Annotated in this window: 15 protein-coding genes; 8 read left to right on the top strand and 7 right to left on the bottom strand. The window is 66.1% G+C overall.

Annotation, left to right across the window (positions count from 1 at the left end):
- Window positions 1–14: 14 nt before the first annotated feature.
- Window positions 15–956 carry a glycosyltransferase family 2 protein gene (locus IAU68_RS02360; protein WP_171194376.1) on the bottom strand — a complete coding sequence of 314 codons (942 nt, stop codon included), beginning with the start codon at window positions 954–956 and terminating at the stop codon, window positions 15–17.
- A gap of 69 nt (window positions 957–1,025) precedes the next feature.
- Here IAU68_RS02360 and IAU68_RS02355 point away from each other — a divergent pair, with 69 nt between their 5' ends.
- Window positions 1,026–2,600, top strand: coding sequence for an LCP family protein (locus IAU68_RS02355; protein ID WP_231699071.1), 1,575 nt, complete (start codon window positions 1,026–1,028; stop codon window positions 2,598–2,600).
- Here IAU68_RS02355 and IAU68_RS02350 read toward each other — a convergent pair.
- The gene (locus tag IAU68_RS02350; RefSeq protein WP_171194377.1) at window positions 2,597–3,886 is read right to left on the bottom strand and encodes a M20 family metallopeptidase; all 1,290 of its coding nucleotides are present in this window, start codon (window positions 3,884–3,886) and stop codon (window positions 2,597–2,599) included. The genes IAU68_RS02355 and IAU68_RS02350 overlap by 4 nt on opposite strands.
- A 149-nt stretch (window positions 3,887–4,035) precedes the next feature.
- On the opposite strand from IAU68_RS02350, the gene IAU68_RS02345 reads away from it, so the two are divergent.
- From IAU68_RS02345 to IAU68_RS02335, 3 genes are all read left to right on the top strand, one after another.
- A complete protein-coding gene (locus IAU68_RS02345; protein WP_171194232.1) occupies window positions 4,036–5,712 on the top strand; it encodes an AbgT family transporter in 1,677 nt (558 codons plus the stop codon).
- 18 nt (window positions 5,713–5,730) lie between these two features.
- A complete protein-coding gene (locus IAU68_RS02340; protein WP_171194233.1) occupies window positions 5,731–6,390 on the top strand; it encodes a TIGR03089 family protein in 660 nt (219 codons plus the stop codon).
- A gap of 66 nt (window positions 6,391–6,456) precedes the next feature.
- Window positions 6,457–6,750, top strand: a complete 294-nt coding sequence (locus IAU68_RS02335) for a hypothetical protein (protein ID WP_171194234.1) — start codon at window positions 6,457–6,459, stop codon at window positions 6,748–6,750.
- Window positions 6,751–6,958: 208 nt separating this feature from the next.
- On the opposite strand, the gene IAU68_RS02330 is transcribed toward IAU68_RS02335, so the two are convergent.
- Genes IAU68_RS02330 through IAU68_RS02320 form a run of 3 tightly spaced genes read right to left on the bottom strand, consistent with a single transcriptional unit; the run spans window position 6,959 to window position 9,090 of the window.
- Window positions 6,959–7,426, bottom strand: a complete 468-nt coding sequence (locus IAU68_RS02330) for a YdcF family protein (protein WP_171194235.1) — start codon at window positions 7,424–7,426, stop codon at window positions 6,959–6,961.
- Window positions 7,419–7,922, bottom strand: a complete 504-nt coding sequence (gene purE / locus IAU68_RS02325) for a 5-(carboxyamino)imidazole ribonucleotide mutase (RefSeq protein WP_171194236.1) — start codon at window positions 7,920–7,922, stop codon at window positions 7,419–7,421. Before purE ends, IAU68_RS02330 begins: the two co-directional genes overlap by 8 nt.
- A 4-nt stretch (window positions 7,923–7,926) precedes the next feature.
- A complete protein-coding gene (locus tag IAU68_RS02320) occupies window positions 7,927–9,090 on the bottom strand; it encodes a 5-(carboxyamino)imidazole ribonucleotide synthase (protein WP_171194378.1) in 1,164 nt (387 codons plus the stop codon).
- Between the two features lie 58 nt (window positions 9,091–9,148).
- On the opposite strand from IAU68_RS02320, the gene budA reads away from it, so the two are divergent.
- A complete protein-coding gene (gene budA, locus IAU68_RS02315; RefSeq protein WP_171194237.1) occupies window positions 9,149–9,877 on the top strand; it encodes an acetolactate decarboxylase in 729 nt (242 codons plus the stop codon).
- Between the two features lie 10 nt (window positions 9,878–9,887).
- Here budA and IAU68_RS02310 read toward each other — a convergent pair whose 3' ends face one another.
- Together IAU68_RS02310 and IAU68_RS02305 are read right to left on the bottom strand one after the other, a co-directional pair.
- Window positions 9,888–10,340 carry a hypothetical protein gene (locus IAU68_RS02310; RefSeq protein WP_231699069.1) on the bottom strand — a complete coding sequence of 151 codons (453 nt, stop codon included), beginning with the start codon at window positions 10,338–10,340 and terminating at the stop codon, window positions 9,888–9,890.
- 22 nt (window positions 10,341–10,362) lie between these two features.
- Window positions 10,363–11,094 carry a biotin--[acetyl-CoA-carboxylase] ligase gene (locus IAU68_RS02305; protein ID WP_171194238.1) on the bottom strand — a complete coding sequence of 244 codons (732 nt, stop codon included), beginning with the start codon at window positions 11,092–11,094 and terminating at the stop codon, window positions 10,363–10,365.
- Between the two features lie 94 nt (window positions 11,095–11,188).
- Here IAU68_RS02305 and IAU68_RS02300 point away from each other — a divergent pair, with 94 nt between their 5' ends.
- The 3 genes from IAU68_RS02300 to IAU68_RS02290 all read left to right on the top strand — a co-directional run bounded on the left by IAU68_RS02300 (window position 11,189) and on the right by IAU68_RS02290 (window position 16,404).
- Complete coding sequence (locus tag IAU68_RS02300) at window positions 11,189–13,369, top strand: catalase (RefSeq protein WP_171194239.1); 2,181 nt, start codon at window positions 11,189–11,191, stop codon at window positions 13,367–13,369.
- Window positions 13,370–13,543: 174 nt separating this feature from the next.
- Window positions 13,544–14,791 carry an ATP-binding protein gene (locus tag IAU68_RS02295; protein WP_171194240.1) on the top strand — a complete coding sequence of 416 codons (1,248 nt, stop codon included), beginning with the start codon at window positions 13,544–13,546 and terminating at the stop codon, window positions 14,789–14,791.
- Between the two features lie 98 nt (window positions 14,792–14,889).
- Entirely contained in the window at window positions 14,890–16,404 is a 1,515-nt protein-coding gene (locus IAU68_RS02290) for an acyl-CoA carboxylase subunit beta (protein ID WP_171194241.1), read from the top strand.
- Window positions 16,405–16,406 lie beyond the last annotated feature (2 nt).

Here is a 16,406-nt window from a genome sequence, read left to right as displayed (position 1 = left end):
TCGGTTCCGGGCTTTTACTTCGCGCCCCGCCGGGTGCGGGGGCTCGGTCGGCCCAGTTGGAGCATCCCCCGAATCTTAAGGCCGACCCACAGCGCCCACCGGATTGGAGCCTGCCAAGTATGGGGATGTCGGTCGCGCTGGAAGCGGTAGGCCGACGCGTGATGCGCCGGCACAGTAACCGGGCGGTGCTTGTCCGCCACATGCCCCTGGTCGTGCAAAATCACGGAGCTCGGGCAGTACAGGTTGTCCCACCCGGCGCGCGACAGCCGGTCGCCGAAGTCGATGTCCTCTAAGTACATGAAGTAGCGCTCGTCGAAGCCGCCGATGGCGTCGAACGCGTCCCAACGCACGAGCAGGCACGCCCCAGAGAGCCAGCCGGCGGTGCGCTGGACTTCCATGTTCGCGCCGGCGCGGTAGGCGCGCGAGAACGGGTTGTCCGGCCAGTAGTCGTACAAAAGCGCGTGCCCAATACCGGTGGTTAGTCCCGGCACCTCGCGCGCGCTCGGGTAGGCCGAACCGTCCGCTTCCTCAATGCGCGGCCCGGCCGCACCCGCGTTCGGAGCGTCGTTGGCGCAGCGGATCAGCTCGTCCAGGCTGCCCGGGGTGAACTCCACGTCCGGGTTCACGATGAGGAAGTAATCGTCCCTGATCGCGCCCGCTTGACGACGACCCGCAAGCGCCCCCGCCGCCTTATTGATCGCCGCGCCATAGCCGATGTTGCCGCCCGTGGGCAGGAATTCCACGTGCTCGTGCTCGCGGGCCGCCTGCTGCGGCACCCCGTCTTTCGAGCCGTTGTCGGCGCAGACGAGCACCACGTCGCGCTCGGTCGCGTCCGCGATCGAGTCGATCAGGTGCGCCAGGTGCTCCCCAGGCGAATACGTCACGGTAATCACCGCAAGCGGAGCCTGTTGCGTGGCGGAGTTATGCGCTGTGTGTTTCACAATGCCGGTCAGCATACCCACCGCAGACCGCATTTCCGGTGCACGGCACATGATCCGGCGGGGGCATGTCGTATAATTTCCCGCGTGACTGAGCCCAGGCGGCAAGCCCGCGACATCAAACCCGCGCCCTCCCGGGTGCGGGATGTCTCGCAATCCGGCCACCCCGCCCTGCGCACCGGCCTGGCGATCGTGTCCGCCGCCGCAGTGGCGCTTTCCGGCATCGGTTATTTCGCGGTCGGGCGGCTCGGTGGGCAGTTGAGTGCCTCGGAGCTCAACGTGTCGTCGCAAAGCAAAAAGAATGGCAACGATTCCTTCGACGGTGCGATGGACATCCTGCTGGTGGGCTCTGACTCGCGCACCGACGCCCAGGGCAATCCCTTAAGCGAGCAGGAGCTCGCGCGCCTGAACGCCGGTGTGGCCGATGGTGAGGTCAACACCGACACCATCATGGTCATCCGCATCCCAGAAGACGGCTCGAAGGCCACCGCGGTATCCATCCCGCGCGATACCTACGTGCACACCGACGACTTCGGCAACCTGAAGATCAACGGTGTCTACGCCGCGCGCGCGGGCGATAAGCGCGAGGAGCTTCACAACGAAGGCATGGAGGACGGCCCGGCGTTGGAGCAGCAGGTCGCGCGCGCCGGCCAAGAGGGCCTCATCGATGCGGTGGCGGATCTGACCGGCGTGGAGGTCGACCACTTCGCGCAAGTGGGTCTGCTCGGATTCGTGCTGCTTACCGATGCCGTCGGCGGTGTGGACGTCTGCCTCAACGCCCCTGTCGACGAGCCGCTCTCGGGCGCGAAATTCCCCGCCGGCGAGCAGACACTTACTGGCGCGCAAGCGCTGTCGTTTGTGCGCCAGCGCCACGACCTGCCGCGCGGCGACTTAGACCGCATCGTGCGCCAGCAGGCATACATGGCCTCGCTGGTGCAATCGATGCTCTCGACCGGCACCTTGACCAACCCGGCGAAACTGCGCGAGCTCTCCAACGCGGCGGAGCGTTCCGTCACCCTGGACAAGGGCTGGGACATCGTCGGCCTCGCCCAGCAGTTGTCCGATCTGGCCGGCGGCAACGTCACCTTCACCACCATCCCGGTGACCTCCGTTAACGGCGTGGGCGACTACGGCGAATCCATCATCACCGTCGATATCCCCCAGGTCCACCAGTTCATGGAGGACGCCGTGAAACCGGAGGACGAGGAGGAAACTGAAACCTCCAGCACGGAGACCTCCTCCGCGTCCGACTCTTCCGCGTTCACCGGCACCGAGGTCACCGTGCTCAACGCCGGCAGCATCCCGGGTCAGGCCACGCGCGTGGGCGACGCCTTAGGCTCCGAAGGCGTCACCGTCTCCAGCATCTCCAACGCCATGGAGGGCGTCTACTCCGCCACCCAGGTCGTCGTCGCCGACGCTTCCGACGAGGCCGCGCAGGAGCTGGCGCGTTTGCTTGGCGACGTCCCCGTCACCGTCAATGCCAGCCTCGAGCCCGGCACTGTCATCGCGGTGATTGCCGACGACTACGACGGCCCCGGCGCGATGACCGAAGAGGAAGCTGAGCAGGCCGAGACCGTGGGCACCCCGGGCGAGGACTTCGGCGCCGCCGAGCCGGCACCGGAACTGTCCGCCGGCGACGACAGCCCCCGCTGCGTGAATTAATCCGCTAGCAGCTCTTCCACGGAGACCGCTCCCCCGGCGGCGTCGAACTCGGCGCGGGCGTCGGCAAGCAACTGCGGGTCGTTGAGCACGTCCGCGATGACTTGGCCGAGCCCCACCGCCGAGTCCACCACGCCATCGAGCGCCGCCGGGGTGATCGCGGCGTCGGCGAACGCGACCGTGTGCAGCGCGGTGCCCTCCGGCGCGATCTTTACCAACGGGTGGATACCCGGCACGAGCTGGGAGACGTTGCCGAAGTCGGTCGACGCCGCCTGCGAGTCCGGCAGGATCCCGCCCGGCAGCACGCGGCGGCCGCGGGCTTGCTGGGTGGCACCCCAGCGCGCGGCGAGGGCCTCGTTGTTGCGCACCGGCAGCGACATCGGGTGGTTGTCCCACTCCACCTCCACACCGGTGCCGGTCATCAGAGCCGCGCCGGTGAGGATGTCGTCGATACGCTTGCTCAGATCCATCAAGGTGTCGGTGTAGAGCGAACGGACGTAGATGTTCAGTGTCGCCTCCTCCGGGATGATCGAGGCGCGCGCCCCGCCGTCGGCAATGATCGCGTGAAGGCGGTCCGATGGCGGCATCTGCTGGCGCAGCAGGCCGAACGCCTGGTACGCGAGCGTCGCGGCGTCGAGCGCGTTGCGGCCCATGTACGGCTGCATCGACGCGTGCGCGGCGACCCCGGAAAATGTGGCGGTCAGGGAGCGGCGTCCCGTCCATGCGTGGGAGACCAGGTCGTAGCAGAAGGGGTGGATCATCACCGCGCAATCCACGCCGTCGAGCATGCCGCCGCGGATCATGTACTCCTTGCCGGTGTACCCCTCCTCCGCCGGCGTGCCGAGGAAAACGATGCGGCCCGAACCGGAGCCGACCGCGCCGAGAAAGCCGCCCACACCGGACGCCGCGATCACGTTGTGGCCGCAGGCGTGCCCGATGCCGGGCAGCGCGTCGTACTCCGACAGCACCGCGACGGTGGGGTGCACGGCCGGGTCGAAGTCGTCGCTTTGCCACTGCGCCCGCAGCGCCGTGTCCACCCCGTGTGCGCCGCGGACGACGTCGAAGCCGTGGGTTTCCAACACCTCGGCGATGACCTGCTGGGCGTGGAACTCCTTGAAGGCCTCCTCTGGGTTGGCGTGCAGGTCGCGCATGATGTGTTCCAGGTCCGCCCGCGCGATACCGACCCGCTGTTCCACGCCGTCCCAGACGGCCTCGCGCTGGGGGTACCCCGGCTCGACTGGGAATTCGGGGGATGCGGCGCCGATTTGCTCGTCGACAAGCGCGTCCATGCGGTTGAGAAACGCCGGGTTCGGCGGGGTTGGCTCGGTCGGGCGGGCGGGATGCACGTGGCTCACTCTCCATATCCGTTTCTATCGGGCGAATGGAATTCTCCTCAAACCGTAGTGCACATCAAGTGTGACTGGTACAACATATGTGCATGAGCACATCGAGGATCACACACAACGGCGATGGCCGGACCTCCGAACGCGACACCGGCGCGCCCACCACAACCAGCACAAAAGACCCCGACAACAGCGCAGACCGCAGCCCGCCAGAGAAGAAAACTGCCCTGGACCGCGTCCTCGGCGGCGTCGAAGCCGTAGGCAACAAACTCCCCGAGCCGTTCACGCTCTTTCTCATCCTGTTCCTGTTCACCGCTGCCGTCTCCACGGTGATGGCCTACTTCGGCGCCGAGGTCGAGGTCCCCGGCGAGGACGAAAAGGTGGTCATCAAGGGCTTCTTCACCGGCGAGGGTCTCGCCTGGTTCACCACCACCACCATGGGCGAGAACTACCTCGGCTTCCCGCCCTTGGCCACCGTGCTGCCGATCATGCTCGCCGTGGGCGTCTCCGAACGCTCCGGCATGCTCTCCGCCCTGATCCGCAAACTGTTCGGCTCGGCGAACCGCTCGATCCTGCCGTACGCCGTCGGCATCATCGGCGTGACCGCCTCGATCATGGCCGACGCCGCGTTCGTGGTCGTCCCGCCACTGGCCGCGATGGTGTTCAAGGCCGCGGGCCGCCACCCGGTCGCAGGCCTGCTCGGCGGCTTCGCGGCGGTGGGCGCCGGCTACTCCACCGCGCTCGTGCCCACCTCGCTCGACGCCTTGTTCGCCGGCATCACCAACGCCGTGATGGACACGCTGCCGAACCTGGATGCCACCCACGTCAACCCGATCTCGAACTACTACTTCAACATCGCCGCCTCCATCGTGCTCGGCCTGATCTGTGGATTGGTAATCGACAAGGTGCTCGAGCCACGTATGCACAAGCTCGACGTTCCGGAAGACATGGTCGAAGGAGACGATGGCATGAACCGCGACGCCGACGGCAACGAGATCTCCGTGGAACTGACCGACAAGGAAAGCCGCGGCCTGAAGTGGGCGGGTATCGCCACCGTGATCGTCACCGCGATCATCCTCGTCGCCGTTCTCATCCCGTCGTCTCCGTGGCGCAACGAGGAAGGCGCGTTTCTGCCGAAGTCTCCGCTGCTGCAGTCGATCGTCTTCATCGTCTTCACCTACTTTTTGGTCCTCGGCATCGCCTACGGCAAGGCCGCCGGCACCGTGAACAACATCAAGGACGTCGTGGACATGATGACCAAGGCGATGGGCGACATGCTCGGTTTCCTTGTCCTGGCGTTCATCCTCGGCCAGTTCATCTCGCTGTTTAGCTGGTCCGGCATCGGCACCTTCTCCGCCGTCAAGGGCGCCGCCCTGCTGGAGTCCGCCGGCATTACCGGCTTCGGAGCGATCCTGACATTTATCATCCTCGCGTCATGCCTAAACCTGCTGGTCATCTCCGGTTCCGCGATGTGGACGCTCATGGCGTCGGTGTTCGTGCCCATGTTCGCGCTGATCGGTTTCGAGCCGTCGTTCACCCAGGCCGCGTTCCGCGTCGGCGACTCCGCCACCCAGATCATCACCCCACTAAACCCGTACATCATCGTGATCCTCACCCTGCTGCGCCGCTACGAGCCGAAGGCCGGCCTGGGCACCTTGATGTCGCGCCTGATCGTCTTCGTCATCCCGTTCTGGATGTCGTGGGCCATCTTGCTGTTCATCTGGTACCAGTTCGACCTGCCGCTCGGCCCCGGCTCGGCAATCTTCCTGTAGTGCCTACACTGGGCGGGCATGAACATGCTCGGTCCCCTACTTTCCGCCGATCCCGCAACCCCGCGCTTCACCATTTACGACGACGCGCGGGGTATCCGCATGGATTTCTCCGCCCAAACGCTGGACAACTGGGCCAGCAAAGTGGCCAACATGCTCGACGAGGAATTCGACCTCTCCCCCGAGGCCAGCATCGTCATCGACCTGCCGGTCTCCTGGCAGGCCGCCGTCATTGCGGTGGGCACGTTCAACTCGTCGCGCGCTCCGCTTATCGACGCCCCCGTCACCGCCCCCGACATCGTCTTCACCACCCCGGAGCACGCCGACAACTGGACGTCCGCCGCAGAGTGTGTGCTCGTCTCCGACGACCCGTTCGGCCGCGGCATCGTCGAAGCCGGCGGCACTCTTCCCCCGGGGACGGTCGATTTCGGCCCGACGGTGCGTTTTTACGGCGACGCGTACTTCGGCATCAGCCCGGAGTTGTCCACGTTTGCCGAAGACGGCATCGACGCCGAACGCTACCTCGTCCAGGGCTGGCACGGCACCGACGGGTTCCGCACCGCCGTGCTCGCCCCGCTTGCCGCCGGCGGTTCGGTCGTCGCCGTCACCGGGCTCGCCTCCGCCGACCGGCTGCAGGAGATCACAGACGCCGAGAAGGTCACCCGCGTGATCGAGCAGTAATCGTTGCCCCTGCGCAAGTGGGCTAAACTGTGGCGGTCAAACCCCCGTGAAATGAAGGGAATCCCGATGTCGCGCACCCTGACCCGCCGCGCAACCGCACTGGCGCTCGCCCCCACCCTGGTGATTGCAGCCGCCGCCCCGGCCCACGCCGAGACCGCTGCCGCCGACACCACCCAGAACGCCACCGGCCCGGGCAGCACCGAGTTCTCCCAGGACCAGGTGGACAACGCGCTGCGCTTCCTCGCCGTCATCCTCGGCGCGGGCGCGATCGTGGCAACCCTCGGCGCCGCCGGTCTCTACTTCGCCGGCCCGCACCTCGGCATCGACTTGGGCATCGAACTGCCGGGCCTGCCCCGTTAGTTCCGCCGCCACGAGCGGGCCCCTCATCTCCAGAAGACGATAGTTCGATGACAATAGTTCCTGGTCAGCGCGTTTCTGCTCCCCACGGGCCGAAAATCCCCAAAACGCCTTGACCTGCATTTATTGTCATCGAGGTATCGTCATCTACGTTTTTTGGGGTCCGCGAACGACCCGGCACCGGCGGAGCAGCGGCAGCGGAACGACCCCGCTAGCGGTTGAAAAGACGGCGCATGAGTCGTCGATAAGCAACGCGCGCGATTGAGTGCGGCACCGCAAACACTTCGCGGGCGTAGTTCTTGGTGCGCGAGGTCGACGGCGTCGCCGCGGCGATCGTGCGCACCGGAATGCCGAGGTGCCAGGCCCACACGCGGGTGCGCGGGACGTGAAACCCGCTGGTCACCACGGTCAGATACGCGGCGTCCGGGAACAGCGCGCGGGAGCGCTCCAAGTTCTCGTTGGTGGAGCGGGCGTGCGGCTCCACCACCACGGAAGCGGCCGGCACGCCGCGGGCGACGAGCCAGTCGGCCATGATGCGAGCCTCGCCGGCGCCGGAGACCACCAGTGGCGCTGGCTCGAAACGCCACACCTCGAGTGCTTTGTGCAGGCGGTGCTCGAGCATGCGGGAGGGGCGCCCGTCGATAATCCGGGCGCCGAGCACGACGATTGGGTTACTCACCTATCAGGCGCTGGCGCAGCGCCTCGTCCTTGCGCTCCACCTCGGCGGCCATGCGCGCCTGGTAGTCCACCATGCGACGCTGCACGGCCGGGTCCGAAGCCCCGAGAATGCGCGCGGCGAGCAGGCCGGCGTTCTTCGCGCCGCCGATGGAGACGGTGGCCACCGGCACGCCACCCGGCATCTGCACGATGGACAGCAGCGAATCCAACCCGTCCAGCGTGTCCAGCGCGCGCGGAATGCCGATGACCGGCAGTGGCGTGGCGGCGGCGACCATGCCCGGCAGGTGGGCCGCGCCGCCCGCGCAGGCGATGATCACCTGCAGGTCACGCTTGTGAGCCTCCTTGGCGTAGGCGAGCATCTTGTCCGGGGTGCGGTGCGCGGAGACCACACCGACCTCGAACGGGATGCCGAACTCTGCGAGCACCTCGGCGGCGGGGGCGACGGTGTCCCAGTCCGAGTCGGAGCCCATGATGATGCCAACTTGAGGCTGTGCCATCTTCCTAGTCCTTCCAGGTTGCGTGGATGATGTAGTGCGCGGCGTCCTCGGCGATCGCGAGCGCCTCGTCGGTGGTTGCCGCGCAGACGTTGACGTGGCCCATCTTGCGGCCCGGGCGGTGGTCCTTGCCGTAGAGGTGCACCTTGGCCTGCGGGTACTTGCGCATGACCTCGACGACGCGCTCGGCCATCGGGGTGTCGGGGTCCGTGTCGCCACCGAGCGTGTTGACCATCACCGTTGCGGGCGCGAGCGTATCGACGGCACCGAGCGGCCAATCCAGCACCGCACGCAGGTGCTGCTCGAACTGGGAGGTCACGCAGCCATCTTGGGTCCAGTGGCCGGTGTTGTGGGGGCGCATCGCCAACTCATTGACGGACACCTCGGGGCCGTTGTCGCCCTCGTACTCGAACAGCTCGACGGCCAGCACGCCGGTCACACCGAGGCCCTCGGCGACGCGCACGGCCAGATCCTCGCACCGCGCAGCCAGTTCCGCGGACATGCCCGGCGCGGGCGCGATGGCCACGCGGCAGATGCCATCCGCCTGGCGCGATTCCACCACCGGCCAGGCGCGCACGTCGCCGGAGCGGTTGCGCGCGACCATGGCGGACAGTTCGCGGGTGAACGCAACCTTCTTCTCCGCCATTAGCGGCAGGTCGCGTCCGAGCAGGTCCTCGGCCAACTCGGCGCACTCGCTTTTCGACGACGGGAACCACACCCCGTGCCCGTCATAGCCGCCCCGGGTGGCCTTGAGACAGACCTCGCCGCCGGTTTCGTCCCAGAACGCCTCGGCGTCGGCGGCCGATTCGATGCCGGTAAACGCCGGCACCGGCAGGCCGGCCTCCGCGAGGCGGCGGCGCTGCTCCAGCTTGTCCTGGGCAAAGATGAGGGCGTCGGGGCGGGGTTCGACGGTCACGCCGTCGTCGATAAGCAATTGCGCGTACTCGTTGGGTACGTGCTCGTGGTCGAAGGTGACTGCGTCGGCGCCATCGACAATCGCGCGCAGGTCCTCGAGGTTGGTGTAATCGCCGAGGCGCACGTCGCCGAAGACCTGCGCGGCCGACTTGTCCTCGTCCGATGCGAGCACGCGCGTTTCCACGCCGAGCTCGATCGCTTCCGTTTGCATCATCCGTGCCAGCTGGCCGTCGCCGAGCACGGCGACAACGGGCATCCCATAGGCGTTACTCACGCCGAACACTGTAGTCGCAGGGACGGCTACCATTGAAGACATGTCTGAAACGATCGCCCGCCACACCATTTTCCAGAACTCTTTGATGACCGCGCTGCTCGACGGCATCTACGACGGCGAGCTGACCATCGGCGACATCCTGGGCAAGGGAAACTTCGGTCTGGGCACCTTCGACGCGCTCGACGGGGAGATGCTCATCCTCGATGGCGTGTGCCACCAACTGACCTCCGACGGCAAGGCGCGCGTGGCCGATCTTGACCAGCGCACCCCGTTTACCGTGGTGACCAACTTCGTGCCCCGCCAAACTCTCCGGGCCCCCGCCGGCATGGTGCGCTCCGAGCTGGCGAAGTTTATCGACGACGCCGAGCCGAGTCCCAACTTCTTCACCGCGGTGAAAATCACCGGTCGGTTCAAAGAGGTGCGCGTGCGCACCGTGACCAAGCAGGAAAAGCCGTACCCGCCGATGTCGGAGGCGGTGTCCGACGACGCCGAGCACGTCTTCACCGACGTCGACGGCGTCATCGGCGGTTTCCGCACACCCATGTACGCCAAGGGCATCGGCGTACCGGGCTGCCACGTGCACTTCATCGACGACGATCACACGCGCGGCGGGCACGTGCTCGACTACACCGTCGACGAGGCCGTCGTTGAACTGTGCCCCGGCACCGACATGGAACTGCACCTGCCGATCACGGCCGAATTTTTGGGCGGCCACCTCTCGCCGGAGGACTTGGACGAGCAACTGCACACCACCGAGGTGAAGAATTAGCGATCAAGGACTAGCGCAGCTGCGCCCGCAGCGTTTTCTCCACTGCGCGGGTTTTGCCCACGTCGTCGAAGCGCACCGGCTGAGCGTAGCCGTAGAGCGCGACCCATAAGCCCCCGCGCTCGCGGCGCACGGAGTGGATCTGGCGCAGGGGGATCGAATCCACCGCCCCGCGCCGCCCGCGCGCCAACACCCGTTTGTCCGTGACCACGAAGCGCCTTCTTCTCGACGACACCAGCGGCGCAACAAACCGCCACAGCGCCAGAATCGCCCAGATGAGCACCACGATGTTGCGCATCGCCGGGGCGAAGTGTGGGGTGACATCCATCCAGCCGATGGCCATCCAGGCCAGGCCCGTAACCGCAACCAACTCCAGCAGCGGGAAGGTCAGTGAGGAAAGCGGCGCGCACACGTCGGCGAGGACCGTCTCGTCCTCGCCGACTTTGAACACCGCTTTGTTCGCCACGACCGGCCAGGTTACTTGACGCTTACTGGTTCGGGCGGAGGTGGTGGACGTCGCCGACGGCGTAGGCGGTGTCGTCGATAAGCACCTCGCCCTCGTCGTTGATGCCGGTGACCAGGCCGCGCACCGTCTCCTCGCCCTCGCGCAGTTCCAGGCGGACCTCTTGGCCGATGGTCGTGCACACCTTGCGGTAGTCGACGAGCAGCTGCGGGTCGCGCTCCTGCCACTGCCGGAACCGCACGCCCATGGCGGTGAGGATGTCGGCGGTGAAATCGTCAAAGTCGACGTCGATGCCCTCGAGGTTTAACGCCGTGGCGGTCTCCACCGGGAGATCCTCGGTGCGCATGGCGACGTTGATGCCGATGCCCACGATCACCCGCGGCATATCCAGTGCGGAGAGGATGCCGGCGATCTTTTTGCCGTCGATCTGCACGTCGTTCGGCCACTTCAGCTGCGCCTGCGGCACCACATCGGTCACAGCCACGCTCGGCGCGATGGACAGCAGCCCCAACGGCGGCGGAGTATCGCCCAAATCCACCACCATGCTCATGGCCAACTGGGAGCCCTTCGGGGTGACCCACTGCCGGCCCAGGCGACCTTTGCCAGCGGTCTGCTCGTCGGCAATGAGCACCGTGCCCGGCGCGGCGTTGTCGTTGAGCAGGTCCGCATTGGTGGAACCGGTGGATTCCACCCACCGCACGTCGGGCCAGTACTCCGCTACCGCGTCTTGGATTTGCTGCACGTTTCGCACACTCATGTGGACGAGCGTAGTAGTTTTCCCACCCATGCCGCACCGCTGACCGCTACGCTCAAAGGCGGAATTACTCCCCTGCCTTTGTGAGGTTAAAACCATGAGCGACAACACCCCGTCCACCAACGCCGCATCCCCTGCGGGCGACAAGGCGCCGGGCAAACCGGGCGCCGCAACCCCGAGCGTTGCACAGCCCGACGGCAAGACCACCCCGCCGCAGGACACCGACGCGCAGCAGCCGCCGGCAAACGTCTCCGCCACCGGTTGCCCGTTCCACTTCGGTGCCGGTTCGGATTCCCCGGATCCGCGCACGCAGCAAGGCGAGTACCTCACCACCGCCCAGGGTGCGCGTCTGTCGGAGACCTCGAAGTCGCTGCGCGCTGGCGAACGTGGCCCGCTGCTGATGCAGGACCACCACTTCCGCGAGAAGATCACACACTTCGACCACGAGCGCATCCCGGAGCGCGCCGTCCACGCGCGTGGTGTGGGTGCGCACGGTGTGTTCGTCGCAAACGGCAACGCATCGAAGATCTCCAAGGCCAAGGTGTTCAAAAAGGACGCCGAAACCCCAGTCTTCGTCCGTTTTTCCACCGTGCTGGGCTCCCGCGGCTCGGCCGACTCTGTGCGCGACACCCGCGGCTGGGCCACGAAGTTCTACACTGAAGAGGGCAACTGGGACCTCGTGGGCAACAACATCCCGGTGTTTTTCATCCAGGATGCAATCAAGTTCCCGGACATCATCCACGCCGGCAAGCCGCACCCGGACCGCGAGATTCCGCAGGCACAGTCCGCGCACGACACGTTCTGGGACTTCGTCGGCCTGCACACCGAGGCCACCCACCACACCCTGTGGAACATGTCGGACCGCGGCATTCCGCGCTCGCTGCGCATGATGGAAGGCTTCGGCATCCACACATTCCGCTTCATTAACGACGACGGCGAGACCACCCTGGTCAAGTTCCACTGGAAGCCGAAGTTCGGCGTGCACTCCCAGGTGTGGGAAGAAGCGCAGATCACCGGCGGCATGGATCCGGATTTCCACCGCCGCGATCTTTACGACGCCATCGAGGCCGGCGCCTACCCCCAGTGGGACCTCGGCGTACAGGTGTTCCCGGACACCGAGGACCAGATGTTCGAGGGCATCGACCTGCTCGACCCGACGAAGCTGGTGCCCGAGGAGCTCGCGCCGGTGGAAATCATCGGCACGATGACGCTGAACAAGAACCCGCGCAACTACTTCGAAGAAGTTGAGCAGGTCGCGTTCTGCCCGTCGCACCTGCCTCCGGGCATCGATGTCACCGCCGACCCGCTGCTGCAGGGCCGCCTGTTTTCCTACCTGGACACCCAGATCTCGCGCCTGGGCGGCCCGAACTTTTCCCAGCTGCCGATCAACCGTCCGCACACCGCGGTCAACGACAACCTGCGCGACGGCATGCACCAGGTCGGCTCCCACACCGGCGTGGCACCCTACAAGCCGAACTCGCTCGACGAGAACAACCCGGCCGAGGCCACTGTGGACGAGGGCGCGTTTATCGACGTGCCTGTCGCCGTGGAAGGCAAGATCACCCGCGAGCAGCCCGCGTCCTTCGACGACCACTTCTCGCAGCCCCGCCAGTTCTACATCTCGTTGACCGACGTCGAGCAGGACCACCTCACCCAGGCGCTGTCGTTCGAGCTGGGCAAGTGCTACGAGGAGGCCGTCAAGGTGCGCTACCTCGATGTGCTCGCGCACGTGGACCAGGCTCTCGCGGAGGCTGTGGCCGACAACCTCGGCCTGCCGCACCCGGAGAAGCATGATGTCGCCGACGTGAAGCCGTCCGAGGCGCTGTCCCAGATGGGCGGCACCTGGCCTATCGACGGCCGCCAGGTCGGCGTGCTCATCTCCACCGACCTGGGTGATTCCGCCGACGCAGTGGGCAAGCTTGTCGACGACCTCTTCGCCGCCGGCACCACCCCACTGCTCGTCGCCGAAAAGGGCGGGGCCGTAAAGATCGGCGGCAAGGACGTGTCCATCTCGCGCACGTACCTGACCGCCAGCTCCATCGAGTTCGACGCGGCCGTAGTCGTCAACCCGCCGGCCAACACCGACGTGAACACGATGCTCGGCGAGTTCGAGCGTCACAAGAAGGCGATCATCGCTGTGGGTGACACTGGCGCTGAGGCGCTCGAGGGCGCACGCGTGCCGGCGGACCAGCCGGGCATCGTCGCCGTCGACACTGCCGACGCCGCTGCCGATCCGGTCAAGGAGCTGCTGGCGTCCCACCGCGTCTGGGAGCGTTAATTTCTTCCGCTCACGACATCGCGATGCCCCGCACCGGATCTTTCGGTGTGGGGCATCTTCTGAAAATCGGGTAGTAGACGTTCTGAATTTACGGTAGTAGGACGTCTGAAAATCGGGTAGTAGGCGTTCTGAATTTACGGTAGTAGGGACTGTTTATGCTGTACACTGCCCTATATGACTTACCTTCGGCGTACGCTTGACGACGAGCTTGATCTGCTCATGCTCCACCTCCCCGCCATCGCCATCGACGGCCCCAAAGGCGTAGGCAAGACCGACACTGCAAGACGACGTGCCAACGCCGCCTGGTATCTGGATGACCCGGAGATGCGAAGCGTCGCCGAAGCTGACTTTTCTCTCTCTTCAGCGCCGCAGGGCACGCTGCTTATCGACGAATGGCAGCACCTTCCCCAGATATGGGATTCTGTCCGCCGGCAAGTGGATCGCGGCGCTACCCCAGGGCGGTTCCTCCTGACTGGATCAGCTACTCCCGTTAATGCGGAAGGGTCGCACTCGGGCGCCGGCCGGATCTACTCGTTGAGGATGCGACCGATGGCCATTCACGAGCGTGGGGTGACGGAACCTACGTGCAGCTTCACCAGTATTTTGAATGGGTTTACAGATTTCTCCGGAATGACCGGCCTGGAGGTCGGTGACTACGCCAAGCTCATTGTCGGCAGCGGTTTTCCTGCTATTGCTGCCGCCGACCCCACAATCCAGATGATGATGCTGGACTCCTACTTGGAACGCATCATTGACCGCGACATTCCCGATGCCGGGTACGAAGTCCGCCGCCCCGAGTCACTTCGGAGCTGGTTGCGCGCATACGCTGCGGCGACGTCGACCACCACGGCCTACTCCAGGCTGCTCGACGCCACGACAGGTGGCCAGACGGAACAACCAAACCAAAAGACCACGCTCGCCTACCGGGAGCATCTTGCGAAAATCTGGCTGCTCGACCCTGTCCCGGGGTGGGTTCCGGAAAACAACGAATTGAAACGGCTCCAGCAAGGCCCGAAGCACCATCTCGCCGACCCCGCTCTGGCAGCACGTCTTCTCGGCATCACCCCGTCCGCCCTGTTAAGCAACCGCGCGGCCCACATGTTTGGTCCGCTCTTCGAATCCCTTTGCGCGCTCACGCTCCGGGTGCTGGCACAGGCAGACAGGGCGAAGGTGTACCACCTCAGATCCAATGCAGGAGAGCGGGAAGTCGACTTCATCATCGAGGGCCCCGAAAGAGAAGTGGTCGGAGTCGAGGTCAAGCTAAAACCAAACATTGAAGACTCCGACGTACGACACCTCTTGTGGTTGCGCGACCGCATCCCCGACCGCGTGTCCAACCTCATGGTCCTCACCACAGGAAAGCAAGCGTATGTGCGTCGTGACGGTGTCATCGTCATGCCTCTCGCCCTGCTCGGCAGGTAGCGTCGCGGGCTATGCGCGCCGGGCGGCCGAAACGCGGGGCGGGGTGTCGTCGATACGCTAAGTGGCACGATTAACCACGGAACATAGACTGGGACGTTATGAGTTCATCCAAACCCGACATGACCACCACGGCGGGCCGCATCCAGGATCTGCGAAACCGCCTGGATGAGGCGCAGGCGCCGCTCGGTCAGGACGCGATCGACGCCGTGCACGACGCCGGCGGCACCACTGCGCGCGAGCGTGTGCTTTCACTTCTCGACGACGCCACGTTCGTCGAAACAGACGCCCTGGCCAAGCACCGCGTCGAGGCGTACAAGATGGACAAGTCGAAGCCGTCCACCGACGGTGTGGTCACCGGCTACGGCCTGATCGACGGCCGTCGGGTGTGCGTGTTCTCCCAGGACCCGACAATTTTCGACGGCCAGATCGGCGAGGTCTACTGCGAGAAGATCCTGAAGATCTACGACCTTGCCACCAAGACCGGTGTGCCGCTGATCGGCATCTACGACTCGACCGGCCCGCGCTGGAAGGAAGGCATCGTCACCGCGCACATGCAGGCGCAGATCCTGCGCGCCGCCACCCGTGCTTCCGGCGTGATCCCGCAGATCGCGGTCGTGGCCGGCGACGTCGCCTCGCTCGCTGCCACCACGGTCCCGCTGGCAGACATCACCGTCATGGCCGAGGGCGCGTCCCTGCACGTGACCACCGCGGACATCGTGGGCAAGGTCTCCGGCGCCGAAACGACCACCGACGAGCTTGGTGGCACCGCCGTCCACGCTGCGGAGACGGGCCTGGCGCAACTGACCGCTGCCTCCGCGACCGAGGCTGTGGACCTGGCACGTGCGGTCGTCGGTTACTTGCCGCTGAACAACAAGGCCGCCTCCCCGCTCGGCGCGGAATCCGCCGGCACCGACACTGACCTGGACACGTTCATGCCAGACGACGACAACCAGCCCTACGACGTCCTCGACATCCTCGCCGCCGTGACCGACGGCGACTTCTTCGAGCTCTCCGCGGGCTTTGCCGGCTCCGTGATCACCGGATTTGCGCATGTGGGCGGCCGCGCGGTGGGTGTCATCGCCACGCAACCGAGCGTTCTGGCTGGTTGCCTGACCCGCGACTCCACGCGCAAGGCCGCACGGTTTATCCGCACCTGCGACGCGTTCAACCTGCCGATCGTGCAGGTCGTGGACTCCCCGGGCTTCGTCCCGTCCGTGGACGAGGAGCGCTCCGGCTCGGCTGCCGGCGCCGCCGCGCTCGCCTACGCGTTCGCCGAGGCGCAGGTGGGCACAATCACCGTGGTCACCCGCAAGGCACTCGGCCCGGCGTACGCGCTGCTCGGCTCGAAGGGTCTCGGCGCCGACCTGGTGTTCGCGTGGCCCACGGCGCAGATCGCGCTTGCCGACGCCCCCACCGCCGCCGATGCCATCGGCACCGACGAAGCGGCCTGGGCCGAGGAGAACCTCAACCCGTACGTGGCCACGGAGCGCGGCCTTGTCGACGCCGTCATCGAACCGTCCACCACCCGCACCCGCGTCCTCGAAGGCCTGCGCCTCCTCGAACGCAAGGTCGCCTACCCGGCGCAGAAGAAGCACGGCAACATCCCGCTGTAAGG

The sequence above is a fragment of the Corynebacterium lujinxingii genome (assembly GCF_014490555.1).
Classification (GTDB): Bacteria; Actinomycetota; Actinomycetes; order Mycobacteriales; family Mycobacteriaceae; genus Corynebacterium; species Corynebacterium lujinxingii.
This window is presented reverse-complemented; position numbering and strand designations above follow the sequence as displayed.